Genomic DNA, 24,901 nt, shown 5'->3' on the forward strand with positions numbered 1-24,901 from the left:
TGTAGTATTCAACCGCCGCTGGCCGGGATTCTGTTTGCTGGGCTCCAGGCTCAGTTGGACTGAGCCTGGACTTCAGTGCTCAGGAGACAAGATTCCAGAGTGCGTCACCACTGCTGCTCTGCATCTCCATTACATTGGCCATTCTTCGCGCATGCTTTCTTTTAGGAAGGTAGAGAGTTCCGTGGTCGCCCTTGGCCCTAAAAATTATTCCGTTGCTTTCCATGTAGCGGAGTGTTTGCTCTGCTGCGACTCTGTCCCAATAACGTTCCGTGCCTCTGAGAAGCGCCTCCTCTCGACGCCCAGCACCTGGTTGGAAAAATAGCTTCTTGATCAGGGCAAGTAGAGTCTTTTGAGGGTTGCTATGCTTAAGTTCACTTATGCGGGCACTGTTAATCGTTGCGTCGACTTTCGCGATCACGCACCCTGGGAATATGTCAGGAAGCTTGTCGATAGAACTGACTCCCTTTAGGACGTCAATGGTGCAATCTTGAATCTTTGTGCTGGAAGAGGTGAAGCTTTCTATCACCAAGTCGCCGATTTCGACTCCAATAACGGTTAAATTTTTGACTTCGGTATCTGCGAAAGAGAGGATGGAAATTTTTCCATCATTTACTTCGAATCCTTGGAAGTCACATGTATCTCCAGCTGATAATAGCTTTGACGCGATGTAATCGCATGAGACCTGGCTGTTTCCGTGGTTGGCGCAGAAGCGGGCATGCTTCTCGAAAGATTGGCTTTCCCCTGAAATCATCGAAAGCATTCGCAAGCCAAGCTCATGTAGAGGTTGTTGCCATTTTTGATGAGCGATACTCTTGTCCGATGTTTGGATCGATTTTGACAAGGCGATTCCACGCAGTCCGTCCTTGGCGTAGCTGTCGATAAACATTCTGTCAGAACCACCTGTTCCAGTTCTACCTAGATAGGGGAGTCTCTGGAGCAGGATCGACGACTCATCGATTGGCGCATATCCGGTGACACTGAAGAATGCCTGGTTTATTTCATCTGTAGATATTATTTCGTCGCTTTCAGGTAGTCTTCGGGTGTGTTGCGCGAGTTCTAGGAGAATATTCTTCAGTGTGTCCTTGACAATGGCTGGATTTATCTTCGTCTCGCGAGTGCAGATTGCATCAAATACTGCCTGGAAGAATTCAAGTTCGCCATTCGCAGCTTGCTCAAGGCGAGCAACTTCGTTTGGTGGTAGCCTTGCTAGTAATTGGCAGATTAAAGGTTTTCTTGGCATCCATTCGGGTACGGATCCCAAGGAGGTGTTGCTTTTAATGTAGTTTTGGAGTTGATGCTCTGAAAACTCCTCTGGACACTTGAGCACCAGAGCGTTGCCAAGGTCAATTCCCAGGCATTCCGCCATTTCGTCAAGCGAAGAGAAGTAATGCTCTCTTCCTGTAATCAAAATTCCTGAAGTCGGGGCGCCTAGGATCAGGTCCCTAACTCCCTCCAAGCTTCTCTTTCTTATCTCTGTCAGTCGTTTGGCATCACCAGACCAGGACTGCGACCCTATTTCATCGAAGCCATCAAGAAGGATTGAGTGGTTTCCCCGCCTAAGGCTGCGTACGAGAGTCTGGTTGAAATCTCCTAGTCCAAGGGATTCAAGGTGGTTCCCGACGATGTGATGGAACTTCTTGTAGCCCCAATTGTCCCGAAGGTTTATCGCCACGGGGGGGAATGTTGGATTGTCTTGCGAGAGGTTTCTGAACACCTCCATCAGGCACCTGGACTTCCCAGTGCCAAATTCTCCCATCAGGATAACCTTCCTGCCCTGGCTAATCGCCATTGCGACTTCACTGACAGAGTAGTTCTTCCCTGCGGTGCTGACGTAGTCAATGCTTGAATACGCATTGCCGTCAATGTCACCTGTATCCGGGTGTACTGCGCTTCCGAACGGAGATCGAGCACGCTCTTGAAGATATCTTTCCGAGCCAATGAACTTGGATGCGAAGCTATGTAGGCTGTGGACTTCAACGTTGCATGATTTTCCTGTTTCGACTAAAGATGGGTGGCTTCCACTTGTAATGAAGTAGCACTCTGAGAATGTGCCGTTGGACATAAGTGATTGGCGCATAACTGCCAACTTTGAGATGTCATCTCTCAATTTTGCCAGGTCATCCTGTTTCGATACCTCAATCAGGATCCAGAAATTGTTCTTGAATTTTACAACTGCATCGCAGTTGACGCCGGCAATTCTCTCGGGGTTGGCTGGCTGCCCCCACACCGACTCAGCGATTTTCCGGCATTCAACTTCTACTTCTTGCCATTTCATTGTTTAACTTCCCCCTGTTTCCTTGCGTCAATAACGTTCCTGCGGGTGTCAAGTCCGACTATTGTTGGCGGGGTTGACCTTGCGTTTATATTGTCGTTTGGTGCTGCGGCGCAAGCTTCATTTCTTCGATACCGCCAAATCCTGCAGCCTCCATGACCTTCGGCCATGGGGCCGCACGCCCTAGGGGCCTAGCATCCGTACCTCTACTGTTGCTGGAACCTGCCCAATGAAGACCCGAGCCCTGGCGATGTCGTTGCTGTTCGCGCTGGCGGCCACGCCTGCACTGGCGCAGACCCCGGCACAGGCGAACGCCGCAGCTCCCGGCCTGCTGCGCATCGATGTGGACGCGCGCGATCTGGCCCGGCGCATCTTCAAGGTGACCGCCACCGTGCCGGCCAAGCCCGGCCCGATGACCCTGCTGTACCCGCAGTGGATTCCCGGCAACCATTCGCCCACCGGCCCGATCGACAAGCTGGCCGGCCTGCGCGTGACCGCCAACGGCAAGCCGCTGGCCTGGCAGCGCGATCAGTACAACGTCTATGCGTTCAAGGTGAACGTGCCCGAGGGCGCCAGCGAGATCGTCGCCCACTTCGATTTCCTGTCCTCGCAGGGCGGCAGCCAGGGCCGGGTGGTGATGACCCCGGAAATGCTCAACCTGCAGTGGAACGCCAACTCGCTGTATCCGGCCGGCATCGACGCGCGCCAGCTGCAGGCGCAGGCCAGCGTTACCCTGCCCAAGGGCTGGTCGTTCGCCACTGCATTGGAGACCGCGCGCCGCGACGGTGACACCGTGGTGTTCAAGCCGATCTCCTATGACCATCTGGTCGATTCGCCCTTGTTTGCCGGCGAGCACTACCAGCGCATCGATCTCGATCCGGGCGCGAAGGTGCCGTTGCACCTCAACGTGTTTGCCGACGACGCCAAATCGCTGAAGCCGAGCGAGGCGCAGATCACGATGCACCGCGCGCTGGTGCAGCAGGCCGACAAGCTCTACGGCGCGCGGCACTACAACCACTATGAGTTCCTGCTGGCATTGACGGACCGCCTCGGCGGCATCGGCCTGGAGCATCACCGTTCCAGTGAGAACAGCGCCGACCCGGGCTACTTCACCGAGTGGGACAACAACGCGTGGATGCGCGATCTGCTGCCGCACGAGTACACCCATTCCTGGAACGGCAAGTACCGTCGCGGCGCCGATCTGGCCACCGCCAACTTCAACACGCCGATGGGCGACAGCCTGCTGTGGGTCTACGAAGGCCAGACCCAGTTCTGGGGCCAGGTGCTGGCGGCGCGTTCAGGGCTGTGGTCGACCGCGCAGGCGCGCGACATGCTGGCCAACGTGGCCGCGACCTATGACCGTGGTCGCCCGGGCCTGGCCTGGCGGCCGCTGCAGGACACCACCAATGACCCGACCATCGCGCAGCGCCGCACGCTGCCTTACCGCAACTATCAGATGAGCGAGGACTACTACTCCGGCGGCCAGATGCTGTGGCTGGAAGTGGAGGGCAAGCTGCGCGAACTGAGCGGCAACCGGCGTAGCCTGGATGACTTCGCACGTGCGTTCTTCGGCGTCGGCAACGGCGACTGGGACGTCAACCCGTACACCTTCGACGACGTGGTCGCGACCTTGAACGGCATCGCGCCGTATGACTGGGAGACGTTCCTGCGCGGGCGCCTGGACGGCCACGGCGCGTTGACCGGTGGCCTGGAGCTGGCGGGCTGGAAGCTGGCCTACCGCGATACGCCGAACGATGCCTACAAGGCGCAGGAGAAGCGCGCCAAGGCCGCATTGCTGGCGTATTCGCTGGGTGCGACGGTGCTCGACAACGGTACGGTCGGCGACGTGATCTGGGACAGCCCGGCCTTCAACGCCGGCCTGGCGCCGGGCATGAAGGTGATTGCCGTTGGCGGACGCGAGTACAGCAGCCAGCGCTTGAAGGATGCGGTAGCTGCGGCGGCTAAGGATAAGGCGCCGATCGTGCTGTTGGTGAAGCAGTTCGACCGCATCGACGCGATGAACATCGACTACCACGGTGGCCTGCAGTACCCGGTGCTGGAGCGTATCGCCGGCAGGCCTGACCGCCTTGCGGAGCTGTGGAAGGCGCGATGAAACCGCGCGCCCGCGATGGCGTGATCCTGCTGATGGCGATCCTCGCCATCCTCGGCGCGTTCCTGGACGGTGACGGGCGCTGGCTGCACTGGCTGGCCAAGCCGACCACCACGCTGCTGATCGCGGCCATCGCCTGGCGGGTGTGTGATCCCGCGCAGCCGTTCTACCGGCGCGCGGTCCTGGCTGGCATGCTGCTGTCGTGCGTGGGTGACATCGCATTGATGTTGCCGGTGGATGCGTTCGTGCCAGGGCTGGTGGCGTTCCTGCTGGCGCACCTCTGCTACATCGTCGCCTTCCGCGATGGCCTGCGTGCCGGACGTGGCCTGCTTGCCGCCAGCGTCCTGCTCGGCGCGTTCGCTGTACTGAATGTACTTGGTCTGTGGCCGCACCTGCCCGCACCGATGCGCATTCCGGTGCTGGCATACGTGCTGGTGCTGGCCTCGATGGCGGTCCTGGCGCTCGCACGCCAGTGGCGGCGACCGCACACCGATGCAATGGATGCCAGCAGCTCCCGCTGGGCGGCCGCCGGTGCGCTGCTGTTCGTCGCCAGCGACTCGCTGCTGGCCTGGGACCGCTTCGCCGGCGGCCTGCCACTGGCCAGCCTGCTGGTGCTGTCCACCTACTACGGCGCGCAGTACGCCATCGCCCGCTCCGTGAAACAGCAAAAAGGGGACGGAGGGGATTAAGTCGCAGACGGCACCAAGGCACAAACGACTTAATCCCCTCCGTCCCCTTTTCGCGTTGACTATCGGAGGGTCGCGTTGCCGGAACGGCCTTGTGCGTCGAAAGAGAGTCGTGCGGACTGGCGATCACCGGCGACCTCGTCCGGCAGCCAGACCAGAGTGCCACCCTTGCGCACGATCACATAGACGTGGCCGACTTCACCGGGAGTGCCCATCAATGCGTTGCGCTGTGCCTGCAGTGCCTGGGCCACGCGCGGCACCGCCTCGAAATCGATGTTGGCCAGCGCCGTGCTGCTGCGGCGCAGGGTGATGGTGGGCGCGAAGCGCTGCGGATTGACCGGGTCGCCCTTGCGCCACTGGCCGCGTTCGAAGTGGTAGCTGTCCACGCGTGACGGCTGCTGCGGATCCACCAGGTCCAGATTGATCCGGCCATCGTCGTAGAAGTGGATGCTGTGGAATACCGTCAGCCGGTGCCCGGCCAGCGCAGGCATCTGTTCCAGTGCCTGGCGGGCGGCCAGCAGGTAGTCCGCATCGAACAACCGGTTGTTGCGTTCGGGCACCGGCGGCAACCGCGGCTCGGTCATCGGCGCGAGCGAAGCGGGCCTCTCGCGCGCTGGCGGCATGGCGATCGGCGCGCTTGCGCTGTTGGCCTGCACCGAATGGCCCAGTGTTTCGCCCAGCGTCTGCAGGGCTCCGCCTGCCACGGCGACGCCGGCCAGCACCAGCAACACCACGGAGAACACCAGCCGGGTCGAGGGCGGTTGCTTCATACACCCTCCAGGCGAACGTTGCGGCGATCTTCCGGGTCGTACAACAGCGTGACCCGCTCGCGCGGAAGATTGGCCAGCTCGATCAACGGGATGAAGCGGCGCACGCTCACCTGCTGCACGCCACCTTCGCGGTCGATGTATTCCAGCTGGAACTCCACCTGCGGCTGCTCGTTGAGATAGGTGCCGGTCTGGCGCAGCTTCAGCACCTTCGCATCCACGCCGATGCCGCGATACTTCAGCGCGTCACCGCGGGCGTCGGCCTGCAGCAGCCGGCCGAGCAGGCGCAGGCCCAGCGCGTAGCCGCACAACACCAGCGGGCACACCAGCAGCGGATGACCGAGCGACAGGAAGGTCCAGCCCAGTCCCTCACTCTGCAGCCGATAGGCGGCCACATAGGCACTGGCCACCGCCACGATGCCGATCGCTGCGCCGACACCACGACGCCAGAGGCTGGCGACATCCAATTCAGGCTGGGCACCCTCCAGCACCACGTTGGGGAACGCGCCCGGCATCCGGCTCAGGCGTACCTCGATACGCTTGCCGGCCACGAAACGCTGCAGCTGCGGCTTGCTGTCCACCACCAGCATCTGTTCGTTGATGGGCGTGCCGGACAGGTTCTGGAAGCCCAGTTGCAGCTTCCACTGCGCGAAGCCGCGCACGTGCACGCCGGTCGGCTCGGCCTGTTCGATCAACGCGTCGCGCGGCTCACCGCCGGCCAGGATGGTGCGCACCCGATGCAGTGCGCGCGGCGGGCCCAGCAGCAGGTAGTGCAGGAAGGCGAGCAGCAGGGCCAGCCACAGGATCACCGACAGCGCGAGCAGCAGCAGGGCCAGCCATGGCGCGCTGCGGTCGGCCAGTTGCACCGGCCACGACGTGCCGACATAGAGGATGCAGGGGAAGGGCAACGCGAAGAACAGCAGGAACGCGCCCCAGAACCAGAGATAGGCCTTCATGGGGTGGTGGGGAACCGATGGAACAGGGCGCGTAGGGTACTACGCTCAGCGGATCTGCAGGGTCAGCAGGAAGTAGCGGCCGAGCGGATCGTCCAGCCCCGGCATCTGGCCACCGTTGCCGACCAGATAGTTCACCGGTTGCGTGTCGAGCACGTTGTGCACGTCCAGCGCGGCGACCACGCGCGGCCCCAGGCGTCGTGCGAGATGCAGGTTCCAGCGCAGCTGCCGGGGGTTCATGCAGTGGTTCTGCTCGCGCTGTTTCTCCGGGCATTCCGCACCGGGCAGCCAGGCGCGCGTGCGCCCCACCTGGTTGCCGCGCAGGGCGATGTCCCAGTTGCTGTTCTGCCACTGCACGTTCAGCACGGCGGCCATCGTCGGCGTGACATGGCCGCGCAGGTCCACCGTTGCATCATGGCCACGTTCGCGGCGCAGTTCCTGCTGCTTCAGCGCATCGAGCGAGAACAGCCACTGGCCGGTGTTGCCGGTATCGATGTGGTACTCCCCGCGCAGTACAAAGTTGCGCGAGGTGGTGCGGCCGATGTTGTCGAAGGACAGGCGCAGGTTGCTCAGGTGGCCGTCCTCGTCCAGCTCCCAGGTGCCGGGGTTCCACACCGCGTCGGCCGGTTGCAGGGCCAGGATCTCGTTGCGCAGTTCGACGATGTTGTGGGTGAGTGACAGCGAGAACGTATCGGTCGGCGTCCAGGTCGCGGCCAGGGAATGGCTGCGCGACCGCTCGGCCTTCAACGCATCGTTCTCCACCACGTCCACGGTGACGCTGCAGCGCCCGTTGCCGCTGCTCTGCGCGCAGTCGGGCAGGGCGCTGGAGGCCGGCAGCTCGATCGCACCGAAGTAGCCCGGGGGACGCCGCTGTTCGAACAGGCTGGGCGCACGATAGCCGCGCCCGCTGGCAAGCAGGAAGGACCACTGGGGCGTGGGGCTCCAGCGCACGCCCACGCGGGGCGAAAAGGCCTGGTAGTCGCCGTCGCGGTCCCAGCGTGCGGCCAGGTCCATGCGCAGCGTGTACGCCAGGGGCAGGCCGAGTTCGGCGTAGGCGCCGCCACTGCGGCGCGCCAGGTGGCGCTGCTCCTGCGGCAGGCCCAGCGCCAGGTCACCCTGGCTCAGCAGGGCGTCGGGATGCGAGGTCCAGCGCTCCTGGCGCAGGTCGATGCCGGTGGCCAGCTGTGCAGCACCGCCGGCCAATGGCATCAGCTCCCGCTGCATGCCCCACCAGCCCTGCCACTGCTCGGTGCGCCCGCGATTGCGGATCGACGGGAACAACTGCTCGGCCGCGCCCGCCGGCAACGAGGTGAAGCCGGGCAGGAAATCCAGTGTCTCGGCGACCCGCAGCAGGGGCTCGGCGCGCACGGTGCCCGACGTGGACAGGCTGACATCGCTGCGCTGTGCGCTGATGCCGGCATCCCAGCTGCGCCGGCCCTGGTCGCGGCCAATGCCGAAGGTGACGTCGGCGTCGGTGGCACGTACATGCGGACGCACGTTGCCAGCTTCGCGCAGCACGCTGTTGAAGGTGAACCCGTACAGGCCGATGGCAACGGCGGTTGGACCAAGGTCGAAGCGTTGCCGGTTGTGGCTGGCCCGCGCCTCGGCGTAGGCATAGCGACCTTCGCCACGTTCATGCCGGTAGCGCAGGTAGGCCGAGGCGGTATCCGAGGCCGGTTGCAGCGAGCGCGGTCGGGCGCTGTCGAACCAGCAGGCACCATCGCGCCGCGTCAATGGGCCTTCGCAGCGTTCTGCCGGCCAGTAGCGTCCATCGCGGAACGCGCCGATCAGGTACTGCGAGGTTTCCGCATGCCATTGGCGGCGATCACCGGCCACGTGGTCGATGCGGTGCAGGTCGATGCCGGCGAACCAGCGGTCCCCTCCGTCGCGCACGCCGCCGGTGGCCGCCTGCACGCGATACTGGCCAGCGTCGCCGCGCCCGCTCAGGCCGGTCTGCAGCATGGCTTCCGGGCCGTCAGCCTGGTCGCGCAGGATGATGTTGACCACGCCGGACATCGCGTCGGCGCCATAGATGGCCGAGGCGCCGCCACGTACCAGCTCGATGCGTTCGACGAAGCTGAGCGGAATTCCCCCAAGATCGGTGAGCCCACCCTGTTCCAGCGACACCATGGGATAGCGTGGCAGGCGCCGGCCATTGACCAGGAACAGGGTCGCACGCGGGCCCATGCCGTCCAGGCTGGTGGTGGTGGCCGCACCCACCGGCAGGTACTGCGAATCGCCACTGCGCGAGGTGCTCATCGCCGGGTGGCCGTTCATGCCCGGCAAGTGCCGCAGCAGGTCGAACAGGCTGCCGTAGCCGCTGCGCAGGATGTCATCGCGGTCGATGATGGTGACCGGCAGCGTGGTCTGCACGGAGGTGCGCGGCAGCCGGCTGCCGGTGACATGGATCGGCGCCAGTTCCACCTGCGGCGGCGCGTCGGCGGATTTGTGTGGCGAACGTGCTGCGGGCGTGGCGCGTGCCGCGACCGACGGTGGCGATGGTGGCGCGGGGCGGGTGCGGCGGACGACGAATCCGCCAGCAGGCGTACGCAGGATGTTCACCGGCATGCCCGCGACCAGTTCCTTCAGGGCCGCAGCCGCATCGCGGTGGCCATGGGTGCCGGCCGTGCGCAGGCCATCCAGCTCACGCGCATCGAACAGCAGGGCAATGCCGCTCTGTCGCGCCCATTGCTGCAGGGCCGGCGCCAGCGGGCCTGAGCCAACATCGACCTCCAGGGTGCCCGCTTGCTCGGCCGCAGCGGCAGACGGCAGCGCGGGGATGCCCAACGCGAGGCAGAACAGGGTGCGGAGCAGCAGCCCCCCCTGCAGCGCGCCCGGTACTGCCATCACCGCAGGCCTCCTCAGTACGTGCGGCGCAGTTCCAGCGCGCCATCCGGTCGCGTCTGGCCAGCCACCGACCAGCCCAGTTCCAGTGCCGACAGCAGTTCCTGCGCGTCGCCGGCACGGAAGGTGCCGCTTACCGCCAGGCTGGCGATCTCCGGATCGGCGATCACCAGCGGCGTGTGGCCGTAGCGGTTCATGCGTTCGACCACGATCGATAGCGGTGTGGCATCGAACACCAGCTGTCCCTGCAGCCAGCCTTCAGCGGCGGCATTGGACGACAGTGCCGGACCGGGCTGGATGCGGCCCGACGGCAGTACCTGCAGTTGCTGGCCGGGCGCCAGGGTGTGCTGGGTGCCCCCGCTGCTGACTTCCACCGCACCTTCCAGCAGTGCGACTTCGACCAGGCCATCATGCAGGCGTTCCACCTGGAAGGTGGTGCCGATGTCGCGGATGGTGCTGTCGCCGGCGCGCAGCTGCAGGGCCTTGCCCGACGGTGCGACCTGCAGCTGCAGGCGGCCACGTTCCAGCACCAGGTTGCGATGGCGCCAACCGAAACGGGCGTGCAGGGTGGTGCCCGCATCCAGCGTGGCCACGCTGCCATCGGCCAGCGTCTGCAGCCGGGGCTGGTGGGAATCGTTGGCATAGCGCAGCGGCGTGGGGTTGCCGTCGACGGCAATCATCCAGCCGATCCCGATGGCCAGGCAGACGCCTGCGGCAGCGGCCACTGCCGGCAGCCAGCGACGCGGCGCCGGCCGTGCCGCACGTGCCGCGGCGGTGCGCAGCCACGGGTCGGCGGCCAGTTCCTCGCCCTCCTGGAACAGGGTCTCGGCCTGGACCCAGGCAGTAACATGGGCCGGGTCCTCGGCCAACCAGTCCTCGAACGTCTCGCGCTCGCCCGGCGTACAGTCCGGAGCCTCCAGCCGCGCCACCCAGGCGCTGGCGCGTTCGAACAGCTGCGTATCTTCCCTGGGCCTGGCGTGACTCATCCGTTGTCCCTGTCGTTGTGCAGCGGATCCGTTCCGAGTTCCTGGCGCAGGCCCTGCAGGGCGCGGGCGATGTGTTTTTCCACGGTCTTGGCAGTAATTCCACAGTGCCGCGCGATCTGCGTGTAGCTCATGCCGGTGATCCGGTTGAGCAGGTACACCTCGCGCGCGCGCTCGGGCAGCTTGAACAGGGCCTGCCGCAGCAGGGACAGCATCTGCCCGGACTCGGCCTGGCGCAATGGATCGGGCGACGTGCTGGAAGGCTCGTTGCCGCCATCATGTTCGGCGAGGGACAGATGCGGCCGCGACTGCGACGAACGGCCGCGGTCTGCCAGGCGGTTGCGGGCGATACGATACAGCAGCAGCCGCAGCTCGTCGGCACTGTGCGCGCGATAGCGGATCAGCCGCTCCATGCAGTCCTGCGCGATGTCCTCGGCATCCTCCGGCCCGACACCGCGCGTGCGCAGGAACGCACACAACGGCGCGCGTTCCTCCCGCACGAACGCAATGAACGCGTCCGCCGGCGCGGACAGGTCCGGCGCGCGATGGATCAGAGGAGAGGGGGCGGACAGGGCTGGCCTCGGACGTCGGTGGCGGGTACGTCTTCGAGTTTTACGCGACGATGACCGGATGGGGAAGAGTGTGCGTGGCCCACGAATCCATTGTGAATGCGTTCATGTTTCGAGGGGCGCTGCACTGGGGGAGGGCGCACCGTCCGGACGTTGAACTTTCGACCCGTGCGTTGCGGGTGGAGAGAGAGAACACATGAAGCATTCGAAGTTGAGCCTGGCCCTGGCAGCGTTGCTGGGCATCACCGCCATGGCGGCGGTTGATGACGTCATGGCAATGAATTATCACGTGCAGGACGATCGCGTCTTCCTCAGCGGCGGCGTAACCGTTGCCGATGTGGTGGCGCTGCCCGCGCTGCTGGCCAAGGCGCAGGCCGAAGGACGCCCGATCCGCGAAGTCGTGCTGCGCACGTCCAACGGTGGCGCGCTGATCGCCGGCGAGTGGCTGCAGGCGGTGATCCGCACCCAGGGCCTGGACACGATTGTGTCCGGCCACTGCATTTCGTCCTGCTCGATCATGCAGTCCGGCGGCGTCAACCGTTATCTCGGCGGCGACCTGCCGCTGGTCGATTCGGTGCAGATCCATGCCGCCAGCAGTGGTGGCAGGATCACCTACGCACCGTCGCCGCGCATGACCCAGATCTACACCGGCAACTATGGCGGCGGCATGGATGCCGGCCTGCTGCACAAGGCCATGTATGAGGTGGTGCGGCCCAATGGCCTGCTGGTGTTCCGCGACCCGGCGCGCACCACGGGTACATCGGTCACCTTCGATCCGGATGGCAGCGGCAGCAAGCTGGAGTCGTTCCCGGGCCAGGACATCCGCGGCAACAACATCATCAACACGGCAGGCTATCGCGATCCGGGCGACACCCTGCATGTGACCAGCAACGTCAGCGGCGACATCAATCCGGGCTACCTGCGCACCGCGCGCCAGTTGCAGGCCTTCGTCGACGACGATTTCGCGCGCTGGAACACCGACTGGGCCAGCACCTACATCAACTACGCGGTGAGCCTGTACAACGTCTCCACGCGGGGGCCGAACGGCATCGGCACGCAGTCGCTGCAGCAGCTGCTTGCCGACCCCGACCTCCAGGATGAGCTGCGCGGCCAGTTGCGGCTGGCCGATCTGGATGCGTCCACCCTGGCAGGTTCGGCGGGCGTGATCCGTGTCAGCAATGGCGCCACCTGGCGCACCGCCGAAACCACCGGCGCCGATTTCATGCTGGTCGACAACGGCACCATCGCGCTGGAGGGCGGCGCGCTGCGTACCCCCGAGCTGCGGGTGATGCCGGGCAGCGTGGTGGTTGGCCATGGCGATATCGCATCGGTCGGCACCGACAGTGATGCGTTGCTGGATGGCACCGGCCCGTCCTGGCGCGAAGACGGCTTCAACCGACTGCGCGTGTTCGGCACGCTGATGCCGCGTGGCGGTGATCTGGTGACCCACGGCTACGTCAACATCATGCCCGGCGGGCAGGTGCTGTTCGATGTTACCGAGGCCGGGGGCACCGGCAGTGGCCGCCTGCGCGTCGGCAGCTTCTACGATGGCGGGGCCGAAGAGGGGGCGCTGGTGATCGCGCAGGGCGCACACCTGGCGTTGAACGTCGCCCAGGGCTTCTATGCCGGCGGCTACCGCCGCGATCTGGTGGAAGGGCCGATCTACCAGGGCGGTTTCCAGGATGCCGTGCGACTGGGCGACACCGGCTACAGCGCCAGCATCACCGCGGGCGAAGTATTCCGCCCGCGCCACAATTCGCTGCTCAGCTTCAACGTCAACCAGACGGCCGACGGGCTGTGGCTGACCGCCAACCCGGGCTTCGATCAGCTGGGCCTGTTTGCCAACGGCACCTCCGGCGATGGACTGGGGCGCGCGCTGGCAGCCGCATCGGATCGCCAGGACAGCGGCCTGAAGTCGCTGCTCGGCGCACTGCAGTTCGCCGACCGCGATGTGATCGCACAGCAGGCCGGCGCCCTGCGCGGTGATGCACACGCCAGCCTGCGCCTGGCCGACAATGCACTGCTGGGCAGCATCGGCAACGTGGTGCAGCAGCACCAGGCGGCGATGCGCAGTGGCGGCGATGCCGATGGCCTGGCCTCGCAGGCGGCGCAGTCGGTGTCGGCGCAGCCGGGCATGCGCCATGGCAGCCTGTTCAACCAGCTGGCCATGCATCTGGTCGAGCCGGCCGGCGAGGCTGCTGGCGACAGCCGCGCGGCGGGTGGCAGCCGTGGCCTGTGGGCGCGCGGTTTCGCCAGCCATGGCCGCATCGACGCCGACGGTGGCGTGGCCGGCCTGAGCCATAACATCGGCGGCATCGTGGTCGGTGCCGACACGCACGTGGCCGATGACCGCGTCACCCTCGGCGTCAGCGTGGCCGCCGCGGACATGTCGACCAAGGCCAGCGATGGCTCCGGTTTCAGTGGCGACGTGCGCGCGCTGGATGTGGGAGGCTACCTGGATGCGACCTATTCGCGTGGCTACCTGTCGGCGGCCGTGCGCTACACCGACCTGCGCCACGATACCCGCCGCAGCCTTTCGGCCATCGATGGCCTGCAACAGCCGCTGCGCGCCCGATACAGCAACGACGCGATCTCGGCGCGGGTCGAACACGCGTTCTCCTTCACCACCGGCAAGGGACTGGTGATCCAGCCGCTGCTGCCGGTGGTGGATTACGCGCGGACCTCGGCCACCCGCTTCAACGAAGAGCAGGGCGCTGGCGCGCTGGTGGGGCGCAGCGGCAGCCTGGAGAGCATCCGCGTGGGTGCCGGCCTGCAGCTGTTCAAGACCTTCGAGGGCAACAACGGCGAGCGCATCACCCCGCGTGCCCGCGTGGCCTGGCAGAAGGAGCTGGGCGATTCACAGGCGCGCTACAGCACCGGTTTTGCTGCGGCCCCGGACCTGGTGTTTGGTGCCAGCAGCCAGGCCGTGGGCGAGCAGGTGCTGGCCTGGAACGTGGGCGTGACCAGTCGCGCCAGCGAGCGCCTGTCGATCATGGCCGACTACGTGGGTGAGCGCCGCGACGGGCAGATCCGGAACGGCGTGATGCTGGGCTTGGGCTACCGGTTCTAAGCGGTACCCGGCCCCGGCGATATGCGTATCGCCGGGGCCATCCCATCAGGGCAGGTGCTGCGGTATGGTCGGCAGGGAACTCCCGCCAGGCCCCGTCATGCAGATCGCCGTCTTCAGTGCCCGCCCCTACGATCGTCGTTTCCTCGACGAGGCCAACCAGCGCGATGCGGCCGGGCAGGGCTTTGCATTCGTGTATTTCGATGCCGCGCTGGACGTGCATACCGCTGCGTTGGCACAGGACTGCGCCGCCGTCTGCGTGTTCGTCAATGACCGCCTCGACGCGCCGGTACTGCACGCGCTGCATGCGCTGGGCGTACGCGCCGTACTGCTGCGCTGTGCCGGCTTCAACAATGTGGACCTGGCCGCCGCGAAAGCGCTGGACCTGTTCGTCGCACGGGTGCCGGCCTATTCCCCCGAAGCCGTGGCCGAGCACGCGCTGGCGCTGGTGATGACGCTCAACCGGCAGACCCATCGCGCCTACAACCGCGTGCGCGAGGGCAACTTCATGCTCGATGGCCTGCTCGGGCGCACCCTGCATGGGCGCACGGTCGGCATCGTCGGCACCGGCAAGATCGGCCTGGCCACCGCGCGCATCTTCAAGGGCATGGGCTGCACCGTGCTGGGGCATGATCCGTATCCGTCGCCGGCCTTCGCCGGCGTGGGCGACAGGGTTGGTCTGGATGAACTGCTGGCGCGGGCCGACATCGTATCGCTGCATTGCCCGCTGACGCCCGATACCCAGCACCTGATCAACGACGCCTCGCTGGCGCGGATGAAGACCGGCGCGATGCTGGTCAACACCTCGCGCGGCGCGCTGGTGGATACCCATGCGGTGATCCGCGCGCTGAAATCGCGGCGGCTGGGTCATCTGGCCATCGACGTCTACGAGCAGGAAAGCGCGCTGTTCTTCCAGGACCTTTCCGGCGAGATCATCGACGACGAGGCCTTCCAACGCCTGATGACCTTCCCCAACGTGCTGGTGACCGGCCACCAGGGCTTCTTCACCGTGGAGGCGCTGCAGGAGATCTCGGCGATCACGTTGGGGAACCTGCGCGATTTTGCGGAGGGGCGGGTGTGTGCGAACCGGGTGGGAGCGTAGACACGCTGCGGAAGTGGGCCTCACCCAGTCCCCACCTGGGGTATTTACTTTGGGTGAATATCATATGAAGCTGTCGTGAAGGGGGGGCTTGTCCTCCCTTGAAGTACAGGGGGCGCAAGGGACGGCGCAGCTGCTTTCTGGCCGGAACATGACGCCAGCACACGTCGGTGGATTACCGATCGTCTGGTGATTGCCGACGCAATTGGACAAAGGGATGTTCCATGCGTATCTGGCAGTGGCAGGCGTTGTTGGGCGCGGCATTGGTCGTGTCATCCGGGTGGACCTGGGCGAGTAGCCCGGTCACCCCGCATACCGAGTACTACAAAAAGATCAAGAACAGCGAGGGGCTGGCACCGCTGACCTCGAGCCTGTTCGGGGATAGCATCAGCCCCAGCTCGGGGTCGACCGAATTTGTCGTTACCGACATCGACTTGCCAGGCAACAACGCGCTGCCGGTGCGATTGCAGCGTCGTCTCGCTGTGCAGTCCTTCAAGGACCGGCAGCCGTTGGGGGGATTCGGCAGCTGGGACATCGAAGTCCCCTACATGCACGCCACCTTCGACTCCATCTGGAAGTGGAACGAGTCGGGTAATGGCGCCACCCAGCGTTGCTCGCAGACCTTCTACCCCAAGACGCGTACCGGCGTGGGCACCTTCGAGATATGGACCGGCGTGCAGGTGCGTGTCCCCGACCAGGGCGAGCAGGAGATGCTGCTGATCGCCAACGCCTCCAACCCTAAACCCACCAACGGTGAAACCTATCGCTGGGGTACTCGGGGCAACATGCGCCTCAGTTGCCTGGGCTCGACGGCCAATGGCTATCCCGGTGAGGGATTCCTGGGCGTGGATGCATCGGGGAATCGCTACTTCTTCAATGTGGGTATTGAACGAACAGCCGGTTTCATGGATCTCGGCCAGGGCGTAGGTTCAAAACTGGTGCGTGTTCTGCTGATGGCCAGTCGGGTCGAAGATCGCCACGGCAACTGGGTAGCCTATGACTATTCGGGCGACAAGCTGGTTGGCATTCGCGGCAGTGATGGTCGCGCCATCTCCATTGCCTATGCCGGGGACCGTATTGCAAGTGCAACAGCCAATGGCCGTACCTGGAGCTATGAGTACAACGAGGGCTCCGGTGCAATGGGATTCGCACGCTGGCCTGCGCTGCGTGCCGTGCAGCAGCCGGATGGTGCTCGCTTCGGCTATGAGTACAGCTGGCAGGACGGCGGATTCGGGGGCCTGAACCCGGAGTATCAGAGCTGGGATGGTGAACCGAAGCTCTGCATCAAGCCCACGTTCGAGCAGTCTGGATTCACCCTGATCGCGACCCATCCATCAGGAACGCGTGGACAGTTTGAGTTCAAGTACCTGCGCCGCACCCGGCTGGGTGTAAAAAGTACCGCTTGCGCAGACATGGGCGGTGGGCGCTACGCGCAACGCGCCTCCAATGCGTTCGACCTCTTCGCGATCACCAGCAAGACGCTGACGGGGCCCGGGTTGGGCAGTTTGACCTGGACGTACGAGTCGGGCGGATATGACTCGGGCCTGGCCAACTCCGCAGTGTCGACGATTGTGGAGCCAGATGGTACGCGCCGTCACAGTGTGTTCGGACGAAAACTCGACGAGAACGAGGGGCAGTTGCTGCAGGAGGCGGTGCGTGCGCCGGACGGTCAGATCGTCCAGGTCATCACCAATACCTATATGAGTTCGGACGAGGTCCAGGCCGGACCGTTCCCGGACAGCTACGGTTCGATGACCGCGGCCGATGATCCCTTCGCCGTCAAGATTCGTCCCCTGAAGCAATCTGTGCTCAGCCAGGATGGCGTCAACTTCGTCAATACGACCGATCAGTTCGATGCGCATGTGCGGCCGGTGGTGCAGACCGAGAGTAACTCGTTGGGGCGCGCGCGAACGCTGAGAACCACCTACTTCGACGACACGGGTCGTTGGATACTCAGCCAAGTTGCGCGCAGCACACAGAGCGTTGGCGGCGTTGAGATTGAGACCGAACGCACCGAGTTCGACTCGATGGCGCGCCCGCAACGTACCTACGCCTTCGGCGCGTTGCAGCAGACGCTGGGCTATCACGCCGATGGCACGCTCGCCTCCGTGGCCGATGGCAAGGGCAATGCCATTGCGCTTGGCAGCTGGAAGCGTGGCCTGCCGCAGAGTGTCGCGTACCCGGACGGCAGCAGTGCCTCGCTGCAGGTCGATGACAATGGCTGGGTGCGCGCAGCGGTGGAGCCCAATGGTGCCAGCCGAAGCTTCGACTACGACGGGATGGGCCGAATCGTACTGGCGACCCAGGCCGCCAATGACAGCGTGGCCTGGAATCCTTCTACAACGCGATTCTTCCAGGTGGCGGGAGCGGAGATCGGGCTGGAAGCGGGACATTGGAAGCGCGAGTCCAGTACCGGCAACGCACGCGCGGTGACGTACTACGATGGGTTGTGGCGCCCAGTATTGGAAGAGTCGTTCGACGCTGCGGACCGTGGCGGTACATTGCGCCAGACGGTGACCCGTTATGACAGCAATGGGCGCCTGGTTTTTACCTCCTATCCGACGCGCGCGGCGTCCGACTTCCGCTCGGCGCTGCCCGGCACCCATACCGGCTATGACGCGCTCGGGCGCCCCAATCGCAGCGAGCAGGACAGCGAACTGGGCCGGCTTGTCACGACCACCGAGCAGATCGGCGGAGGCAGCGTAAGGGTGACCAATCCGCGCGGCATTGCCACCACCACCGACTACTTGATGTACGGCAAGCCCAGCCAGGACACGCCCATCCGGATTCTCCACGCGGAAGGGGTAGTGACGGAGATTCAGCGCGACACGCTGGGCAAACCGCTGTCGATCCTGAGGCGCAACTACGATGGCAGCGTCAGTGTACGGCGCCAGTACGTCTATGACGGCGCCCAGCGGCTGTGCAAGAGCATGGAGCCTGAGACCGGTGCGACCGGCATGGGCTATGACGCTGCAGGCAATCTGCTCTGGTCTGCCTCGGGCCTGACGTTGCTGGGCCCTCAGTGTGACAGCGACGCTGCCTATGCGTCGCCTTCGCGGGCTGACCGCAGCTACGACAGCATGAATCGCTTGCTGACCCTGCGTTTCTCTGATGGCCAGGGTGATCAGGACTGGAGTTATTGGCCGGGCGGGAAAGTCAAGCGTGTGCAGACGCGCAACAACGGCGCCGTCACCACTAACGACTACACCTACAATCTGCGTGGACTGCCCACGTCCGAGAGCGTGGCCTACGACGGTGGCGAGGCCTGGGCGCTGGGCTATGGCTACGATGCAAACGGCGCCTTGGCAACCCATGTGCAGCCGTCCGGCCTGACGATCGACTACGGCCCGAATGCGCTGGGGCAGCCGACGCGAGCCGGAGCCTTCGCCACCAACGTGCGCTATTACGCGAACGGCGGCATGAGCGGCTTCACCTATGGCAACGGCGTCGTGCATCAGATGACGCAGAACGCGCGCGGCCTGCCCGATCGCAGCACCGACAGTGGTGCAGGTGGCAAGGTCATCGATGACGGCTACGACTACGATGCCAATGGCAATGTGGCGGCCATCAGTGACGGCCTGCCGGCAGCCCCTGGAAACCGCGACATGCGTTACGACGGCCTGGATCGTCTGACCACGGTGACGGCGGCCAGCTTCGGAAACGCAAGCTATGCGTACAACGTTCTGGACAATATCGTCACCGCCAGCGTTGGTGCACGGCGGCAGTCCTTTGAGTACGACTTCAACAATCGGTTGACGAACGTGCGGGATGTCGGCAGTGGTGCGACCGTGACCGGGCTTGGCTATGACAGCCAGGGTAACCTGAAGATCCGCAATGGCGTGGCGTTCCGGTTCGACTACGGCAATCGCCTGCGCGAGGTCGATGGCAAGGAGGCCTATCAGTACGACGCGCATGGACGCCGCACCCTGGCCAGTGCGCCCAATGGCAACATTCGTTCCCTCTATGGGCAGGATGGCGTGCTGCGCTATCAGCACGATCAGCGCCAGGCGAAGGGCTTTGACTATATCCAGCTCAACGGCAGCCTTGTTGCCAAGCGTGCCGTGGATATCGCGCCTGCAGCACTGGTCGTAACGGTTCCGGGTTACAGCGCGGACGGTGCGTTTGCGGTGCAGTGGACAGCCGTTGCCGGTGCGCAGCGTTACGAGGTGCAGGAGTCGGGTGGCGGTGACTGGCAGGCTGTCTATCAAGGGCCTGCGCTGAACGTTTCGCTGGCCGGGCGAAGCTCCGGCGTCTATCGCTATCGTGGCCGTGCCTGCAATGGCACTGTCTGCGGTGCTTGGGGTGTGGAAGCCTCCATCCAGGTGGAGCTTGCTCCCACCGCTGCGCCGGTGATCACTGCACCGGCGCAAGGTATCAACGGAACCTATTTCCTGAGCTGGTCAGCGGTACAGGGTGCCGCCCGCTTTGTGCTTGAAGAGGCCGTGGGTGGCGGATGGAGCGTGGTCTTTGATGGTGCTGGCCGCACCTATCAAGTGACCAGCAAACCGGCAGGCACCTATCGCTATCGGGTCAAAGCATGCAATCCACAGGGCTGCGGCGTCTACTCGGCCGAAGCGGCGATTACCGCGCTGTATGCCCCATCCGTACCCGCACTGTCGGTACCTGCTGCGAGCTACAACGGCAGCTACGCCGTCTCTGTTTCGAGCGTGGCACAGGCCAGCAGCTATCGCATTGAAGAACAATTCAACGGAGCAGCATGGACTGAGATCAACCGGATCAGTGGGAATCAACTGGCCATCAGCGGACGAATCGCCGGCAGTTACGCCTATCGTGCCTTTGCATGCAATGACGCCGGGTGCAGTGCGTCAAGCGCCGTAGGCAGTATCGTCGTGACATTGCCACCGGTCCAAGCCACGGCGATCAATCTCGGTGGCGTGAGCTACAGTTCAACCGTGAGCATGTGGTGGGGCGCAATCCCCGCAGCGACGAGCTATCAGCTGATGGAGCAGCTCAATGGGGGTGGCTTCGGACTCGCCCAGGAAGACGGTGCGACCGCCGTGGCCCGAGGCGGCCGCTGGCCGGGACAGTGGGACTACCAGGTGCGTGGCTGCAATGTCGCCGGTTGCGGACCGTGGTCCGCGGTAGCGGGCGTGCGCGTGATTGGTCCTCCGGCGACCCCGGTTCTGCGCGTGCCGGATGGGGTGGGAATCGGCGCGGCTTACTCGATCTCCCTGCTGGAAGTGGCGGACGCGACGCGCTATGAAATCGACGAAAGTACTGACGGCGCCAACTGGTCGCTGATTGCGGGGGATCGAGCCGTTTCCCTCAGCAAGGGCGGCGGAGGCAACTTCTACTACCGTGGTCGTGCTTGCAATCCCGCAGGCTGCAGCCCCAGTTCTGCTGCTGGCCTGGTTGCGATTTCCAGTGCGCCGGCCGTACCTACGGGTGTGAGGATCGTAAAGAGCGGCCCCAACATCTGCTCGGTCATCTGGAATGCGTCGCCGGGTGCCACCTACTACAACATGCGTTCAAGCAGCGGCGGCGCGACCTATAGGGCAGAAGGCATCGGCTACGACCTCGATACGCGCTGCCAGGGTGGTTACAAGGTGCGTGCCTGCAACGCGCAGGCGTGCTCGGCCTGGTCGAACTGAGGTGGGCGCGATGAACGCAGGAATGAAGATGCTGGTGAGTCGAACCGTAGGTGGGGCCGCGCTGATTCTGGGTGGACTGTTCAATCAGGCTGCTGCGGAGACGATTACCTATATCCATACCGATGCGTTAGGGTCACCGGTCGCTGAGACTGACGCGGCTGGCAGCGTTATCCGGCGTACCACCTATGAGCCCTATGGCGCCGTGGTTGGTGGGTCCGTTGCTGATGGGCCTGGCTATGCAGGGCACGTGAGTGATGCTTCGACGGGCTTGAGTTACATGCAGCAGCGGTATATGGATCCAATCCTTGGTGTGTTCCTTAGTGTGGATCCGGTGTCGCCCCAAAGCGATTCGGTGGGAGCATTCGGACGCTACAGGTATGCCAATTCGAACCCATATCGCTACTTTGATCCCGATGGCCGGCGAGCATGTGGCAAAGACACTGACTGCCAGTTGGAGCAGGGGGCATACGGTGGTTCTTCTGCAGGTCGAGGAACGATGGGCACGGGGGCAGTGGGAAGCAGGCAGTCAACTTCGGCGTCACCAAGTTACGGTCGCTCTCCGCAATCGACTGATCCTGCTTGGACGAGAGATCCTGGGCTGAAGCGGCAGATGGAGCGAGCTTGGCAGGACTCCAACCCCGATGCGCCAACTGTATTGTGGGGGCAACCTGGATCGCTGAAGCGGGAACAAGGAGGGTGGATCGTGGCTCCGAACCTGGTTGGCGCCCCTCAATTGATTCGTGCTCAACCTGGTACTCGTGCTCAAATGGGGCAGGATGTGCTTTTCAAGCCTTCAGAGTTTCAGTGTGGTTGCCGAGTTATAGGATTCTTCCATACTCACCCGAATACTCGGGAAGAGGGTTATCGCCCTGCAGCTAACGGGTATGACTATCAGTTCCTTGAAGAAATGGGAGTGCCTGGGATGATTAGAAGTCATGAGGGTTATGAGTTCGTACCTATCATGGAGGGACGCAGATGAAACGCTCAGTCATCTTGAAAGTGGGGCTGCTGTTTTCATTGCTGATGGCAGGCGGCTGTGCAGCGAAGGAGCCCCGAGGTGAGAAGGGGTTGGAAGGGCTAGAAAGATGCGTGACGACAATCGAGACTTACGTCCAAGAGACGAGGGGATGGAAACGGGAGATGTATCGCATTGCGGAGGAGTCTTCCGGCACCGCAGATATTGGCTTCTCAGTCCAGCACGTCCATGACAGGGTTCTGCTGCCAGAAGGTGGACTGAAGTCATTTCATGTTGATCTCGACCAGCGATGTTCCAAGGTCATCCGTGAAAGCCACTATCAGTAGCTGGTAGCGGCTTGTTGGCCCATGAAGAGGGTAGATGCGCAGCCATTGACCGCATGTTGCTTGTAGTCCTACAATGTCCAGCTAGGCCGGAATAGCTCAGTTGGTAGAGCGGCGCATTCGTAATGCGTAGGTCGCAGGTTCGACTCCTGTTTCCGGCACCAGTTGTAGTGAAAAGCCCCGGCCTTTGGTCGGGGCTTTTTGTTTGCGCCCGCCGGTTATCATAGGATGGTGACCTCACTGAAGGCTGCAAGCCTTCAGCAACGTCTCGTCATCCCCGCATCCCGTGCCAGCCACCACGCGAGCTGCCGGAGATAACCACCCGCTGCTCCCGCCGATGCACCGGTCAGCAGGTGTGCGAGCACCCTGATCCCACGCGCGGCCCGCTCCCGCACCCAAGGCAGGACCGCCACCACCTGCGCACCCAGCAACAGCATCAGTACGTCCAGGCCCAGCGCATCCACCACCGGCAACAACGGCAGCAGATCCGGATTGCAGGCCAGCACGATCACCAGCGCGGCACCCAGCACGGCCATCAGGCGGCGCCCGGCGGGCAGGGTGGTCCAGTGCAGCAGTCGGTTGATCAGGTGCATGGCATTCCTTGTGTCATGTGCCGGAATCCTCATCAGGCTTGATCGGCCGCACCGGCTGCCGCAGCACGGTTTTCAACCGCGCCGCGTCGGTCCTGCGCGGGTCGCTCAGGTAGATCTCATGATGGGGGCCGGCGAAGGTGTAACCCAGTGCGGGCATCACTTCCTCATGCAGATGCGCCAGGACGGGGCCTTCGTCGTCGTAGGCGCCCACGTGCAAGGTCTGCAGGCTAGGGCCCTCGGCAAGGATTTCATGGCGGAGGCTGGGTGGCGCATCCCCCAGCTTCGCGCGCGCCTTGCTGATCACCGCTTGCCACTGCGCAGGCCGGATATCCTCAGGCGTGCGGATCATTACGGTCCAGGCCCACTCATCCTTGCGTCGCGCGATGAAGCTGGCCGGATCCTCGGCGCTCCACAGCGCCTCCAGCGGTGGCACCACGTAGTCGCGCCCTTCGGCCTTCAGCGCGAACTTCAATGCATAGCTCACCGAATACAGCCACTGCACGGCCTGCAGGTAGGCGGGGGCCGTGTTCGGGTCGCCGCGACCATCGACCATCACGTAGGGCAGGGGCGGCACATCGACCGGTACGAACCTGCCGGCGGGCGGTTGATAGAGCGCCCGGTCGCGCTTCTTGAAGTCGATCTTGTCCATCGGGGGCTTCCTCCTGTGCAGAGCATCCCACGCCAGGCACCCGCCAGTACGCTGAACCGGTTCAGGTGACTTTGCCGAACGAGGGCGAATGGCCCCACGAGCGCGCGGGGCCGGCACGCAGTCCTGGGTCATGGGCCCGTCACACCTGCGCGGTGCGACAACGTGTCGCAGCCAGAATCGGGCCTTTCCTGCGCTCGATCAATGTCAATGCCTTTCTTAAATGGTGGGTGACGGCCTAAAATTGAAAGGCTGACTCGACCCCACCTCCCTGCCTGTCTTCCGGACCGGTGGGACCGGCTTTTGGCCGGAACAGGCAGGGACGGGGAACGGCATTCCCTCGCAATTGGATCGACCGATGATTCCGTTGAAAACCCTTGGGCGCTGGTTGCGCCCGGGCCTGCTGCTGTCGTTGCTGGTGATGCTCACCGGTTGCGATGCGGTGGCCATCCTCAGTCCGAAGGGCCAGATCGGCCAGGATGAGAAGACCCTGCTGATCACGGCCACCGTGCTCATGCTGCTGGTCGTCATCCCGGTCATCATCATGACCCTGACGTTCGCGTGGAAGTATCGCGCCTCCAACACCAAGGCCCGTTACGAGCCGAAGTGGTCCCACTCGACGGCGATCGAGGTGGTGGTGTGGTCCATTCCCTGCATGATCGTGCTGGTGCTGGCGGTCCTGACCTGGCGTTCGTCGCACGCACTGGACCCGTATCGTCCGCTGGATTCGGACGTCAAGCCGGTCACCATCGAGGCGATCTCGCTGGACTGGAAGTGGCTGTTCATCTATCCGGAAGAGAAGGTGGCGGTCGTCAACGAAATCAAGTTCCCGGTCAACACGCCGCTGAACTTCAAGATCACGTCCGATTCGGTGATGAATGCGTTCTTCATCCCGCACCTGGGCAGCATGATCTACTCGATGGCTGCGATGGAGACCAAGCTCCACCTGATCGCCAACGAGACCGGCGAATTCCCGGGCATGTCCTCGCACTACAGCGGCGCGGGCTTCGCCAAGATGCACTTCACCGCCTACTCGGTCACCGATGCCGAATACCGCCAGTGGCTGGACCAGGTCCGCGCCGGTGAGCAGACCCTGGACAAGGCCTCGTTCAAGGCGCTGGGTGAAGCACGCAACGCCGAGTGGTATCCGGTCACCTACTTCGGCAAGACCGAAGAAGGCCTGTTCGACTGGGTCATCGCCAAGCACATGGGCGACAACAAGCATTACGGCATGAAGCACTCGCATGCCGGTGCCGCCGCTGCCGATGCCGCCACCCATGAAGCGCACGAGGGCCATGCCCCCAGTGATGCGCATGATTCCAAGGAATCGGGTGAAAACCTGGATGCCAACGAACACGAACACGCAGGCCATGCCGGCCACGCGGGTTCGGGAGAATGAAC

Annotated in this window: 16 protein-coding genes and 1 tRNA gene; 9 read left to right on the forward strand and 8 right to left on the reverse strand. The window is 63.8% G+C overall.

Going from position 1 to position 24,901, the window contains the following annotated elements:
• Positions 1-79: 79 nt before the first annotated feature.
• Complete coding sequence (locus tag AC5P7I_RS06250) at positions 80-2,275, reverse strand: ATP-binding protein (RefSeq protein ID WP_197639631.1); 2,196 nt, start codon at positions 2,273-2,275, stop codon at positions 80-82.
• A gap of 226 nt (positions 2,276-2,501) precedes the next feature.
• On the opposite strand from AC5P7I_RS06250, the gene AC5P7I_RS06255 reads away from it, so the two are divergent.
• Together AC5P7I_RS06255 and AC5P7I_RS06260 are read left to right on the forward strand one after the other, a co-directional pair.
• The gene (locus AC5P7I_RS06255) at positions 2,502-4,385 is read left to right on the forward strand and encodes a M61 family metallopeptidase (RefSeq protein ID WP_262088379.1); all 1,884 of its coding nucleotides are present in this window, start codon (positions 2,502-2,504) and stop codon (positions 4,383-4,385) included.
• Complete coding sequence (locus AC5P7I_RS06260) at positions 4,382-5,071, forward strand: lysoplasmalogenase family protein (protein WP_164077120.1); 690 nt, start codon at positions 4,382-4,384, stop codon at positions 5,069-5,071. The genes AC5P7I_RS06255 and AC5P7I_RS06260 overlap by 4 nt, the downstream gene beginning before the upstream one ends.
• 59 nt (positions 5,072-5,130) lie before the next feature.
• On the opposite strand, the gene AC5P7I_RS06265 is transcribed toward AC5P7I_RS06260, so the two are convergent.
• From AC5P7I_RS06265 to AC5P7I_RS06285, 5 genes are read right to left on the reverse strand one after another with little or no spacing between them, the layout of a single operon-like run.
• Positions 5,131-5,838 (reverse strand): hypothetical protein, encoded by a 708-nt coding sequence (locus AC5P7I_RS06265; protein ID WP_049441217.1) that lies wholly within the window; start codon positions 5,836-5,838, stop codon positions 5,131-5,133.
• A complete protein-coding gene (locus AC5P7I_RS06270) occupies positions 5,835-6,791 on the reverse strand; it encodes a hypothetical protein (RefSeq protein ID WP_111206922.1) in 957 nt (318 codons plus the stop codon). The genes AC5P7I_RS06265 and AC5P7I_RS06270 overlap by 4 nt, the downstream gene beginning before the upstream one ends.
• Positions 6,792-6,836: 45 nt before the next feature.
• On the reverse strand, positions 6,837-9,635 hold the full coding sequence (locus AC5P7I_RS06275) for a TonB-dependent receptor plug domain-containing protein (protein WP_262088380.1): 2,799 nt from the start codon (positions 9,633-9,635) through the stop codon (positions 6,837-6,839).
• Positions 9,636-9,649: 14 nt separating this feature from the next.
• Entirely contained in the window at positions 9,650-10,618 is a 969-nt protein-coding gene (locus tag AC5P7I_RS06280) for a DUF4880 domain-containing protein (protein WP_164077119.1), read from the reverse strand.
• Positions 10,615-11,148, reverse strand: a complete 534-nt coding sequence (locus AC5P7I_RS06285; protein ID WP_075076110.1) for an RNA polymerase sigma factor — start codon at positions 11,146-11,148, stop codon at positions 10,615-10,617. The genes AC5P7I_RS06280 and AC5P7I_RS06285 overlap by 4 nt, the downstream gene beginning before the upstream one ends.
• A 232-nt stretch (positions 11,149-11,380) precedes the next feature.
• On the opposite strand from AC5P7I_RS06285, the gene AC5P7I_RS06290 reads away from it, so the two are divergent.
• The 6 genes from AC5P7I_RS06290 to AC5P7I_RS06315 all read left to right on the forward strand — a co-directional run bounded on the left by AC5P7I_RS06290 (position 11,381) and on the right by AC5P7I_RS06315 (position 22,425).
• Positions 11,381-14,254 carry an autotransporter domain-containing protein gene (locus AC5P7I_RS06290; protein ID WP_142234420.1) on the forward strand — a complete coding sequence of 958 codons (2,874 nt, stop codon included), beginning with the start codon at positions 11,381-11,383 and terminating at the stop codon, positions 14,252-14,254.
• 97 nt (positions 14,255-14,351) lie between these two features.
• The gene (locus AC5P7I_RS06295) at positions 14,352-15,353 is read left to right on the forward strand and encodes a 2-hydroxyacid dehydrogenase (protein ID WP_049404415.1); all 1,002 of its coding nucleotides are present in this window, start codon (positions 14,352-14,354) and stop codon (positions 15,351-15,353) included.
• 221 nt (positions 15,354-15,574) lie between these two features.
• Positions 15,575-20,962, forward strand: a complete 5,388-nt coding sequence (locus tag AC5P7I_RS06300) for an RHS repeat domain-containing protein (RefSeq protein WP_142234421.1) — start codon at positions 15,575-15,577, stop codon at positions 20,960-20,962.
• Positions 20,963-20,990: 28 nt separating this feature from the next.
• On the forward strand, positions 20,991-21,941 hold the full coding sequence (locus tag AC5P7I_RS06305) for an RHS repeat domain-containing protein (RefSeq protein WP_227863666.1): 951 nt from the start codon (positions 20,991-20,993) through the stop codon (positions 21,939-21,941).
• Positions 21,938-22,264 (forward strand): hypothetical protein, encoded by a 327-nt coding sequence (locus AC5P7I_RS06310; protein WP_041863164.1) that lies wholly within the window; start codon positions 21,938-21,940, stop codon positions 22,262-22,264. Before AC5P7I_RS06305 ends, AC5P7I_RS06310 begins: the two co-directional genes overlap by 4 nt.
• 85 nt (positions 22,265-22,349) lie before the next feature.
• Positions 22,350-22,425 (forward strand) — tRNA-Thr (locus AC5P7I_RS06315).
• 93 nt (positions 22,426-22,518) lie between these two features.
• Here the strand turns inward: AC5P7I_RS06315 and AC5P7I_RS06320 are convergent.
• Entirely contained in the window at positions 22,519-22,854 is a 336-nt protein-coding gene (locus AC5P7I_RS06320) for a hypothetical protein (protein WP_164077118.1), read from the reverse strand.
• 13 nt (positions 22,855-22,867) lie between these two features.
• Positions 22,868-23,503, reverse strand: a complete 636-nt coding sequence (locus tag AC5P7I_RS06325) for a GyrI-like domain-containing protein (protein ID WP_164077117.1) — start codon at positions 23,501-23,503, stop codon at positions 22,868-22,870.
• Between the two features lie 355 nt (positions 23,504-23,858).
• On the opposite strand from AC5P7I_RS06325, the gene cyoA reads away from it, so the two are divergent.
• Entirely contained in the window at positions 23,859-24,899 is a 1,041-nt protein-coding gene (cyoA, locus tag AC5P7I_RS06330; protein ID WP_014646391.1) for a ubiquinol oxidase subunit II, read from the forward strand.
• The last annotated feature ends 2 nt before the right edge of the window (positions 24,900-24,901 follow it).

This window comes from Stenotrophomonas sp. YJH_SMC_138 (assembly GCF_059369855.1).

Coding starts and splice junctions, on each gene's coding strand:
- AC5P7I_RS06250 (WP_197639631.1), bottom strand. CDS start 2,275: ATGAAATGGCAAGAAGTAGAAGTTGAATGCCGGAAAATCGCTGAGTCG.
- AC5P7I_RS06270 (WP_111206922.1), bottom strand. CDS start 6,791: ATGAAGGCCTATCTCTGGTTCTGGGGCGCGTTCCTGCTGTTCTTCGCG.
- AC5P7I_RS06265 (WP_049441217.1), bottom strand. CDS start 5,838: ATGAAGCAACCGCCCTCGACCCGGCTGGTGTTCTCCGTGGTGTTGCTG.
- AC5P7I_RS06320 (WP_164077118.1), bottom strand. CDS start 22,854: ATGCACCTGATCAACCGACTGCTGCACTGGACCACCCTGCCCGCCGGG.
- AC5P7I_RS06310 (WP_041863164.1), top strand. CDS start 21,938: ATGAAACGCTCAGTCATCTTGAAAGTGGGGCTGCTGTTTTCATTGCTG.
- AC5P7I_RS06280 (WP_164077119.1), bottom strand. CDS start 10,618: ATGAGTCACGCCAGGCCCAGGGAAGATACGCAGCTGTTCGAACGCGCC.
- cyoA (WP_014646391.1), top strand. CDS start 23,859: ATGATTCCGTTGAAAACCCTTGGGCGCTGGTTGCGCCCGGGCCTGCTG.
- AC5P7I_RS06325 (WP_164077117.1), bottom strand. CDS start 23,503: ATGGACAAGATCGACTTCAAGAAGCGCGACCGGGCGCTCTATCAACCG.
- AC5P7I_RS06275 (WP_262088380.1), bottom strand. CDS start 9,635: ATGGCAGTACCGGGCGCGCTGCAGGGGGGGCTGCTGCTCCGCACCCTG.
- AC5P7I_RS06255 (WP_262088379.1), top strand. CDS start 2,502: ATGAAGACCCGAGCCCTGGCGATGTCGTTGCTGTTCGCGCTGGCGGCC.
- AC5P7I_RS06300 (WP_142234421.1), top strand. CDS start 15,575: ATGCGTATCTGGCAGTGGCAGGCGTTGTTGGGCGCGGCATTGGTCGTG.
- AC5P7I_RS06295 (WP_049404415.1), top strand. CDS start 14,352: ATGCAGATCGCCGTCTTCAGTGCCCGCCCCTACGATCGTCGTTTCCTC.
- AC5P7I_RS06305 (WP_227863666.1), top strand. CDS start 20,991: ATGCTGGTGAGTCGAACCGTAGGTGGGGCCGCGCTGATTCTGGGTGGA.
- AC5P7I_RS06290 (WP_142234420.1), top strand. CDS start 11,381: ATGAAGCATTCGAAGTTGAGCCTGGCCCTGGCAGCGTTGCTGGGCATC.
- AC5P7I_RS06260 (WP_164077120.1), top strand. CDS start 4,382: ATGAAACCGCGCGCCCGCGATGGCGTGATCCTGCTGATGGCGATCCTC.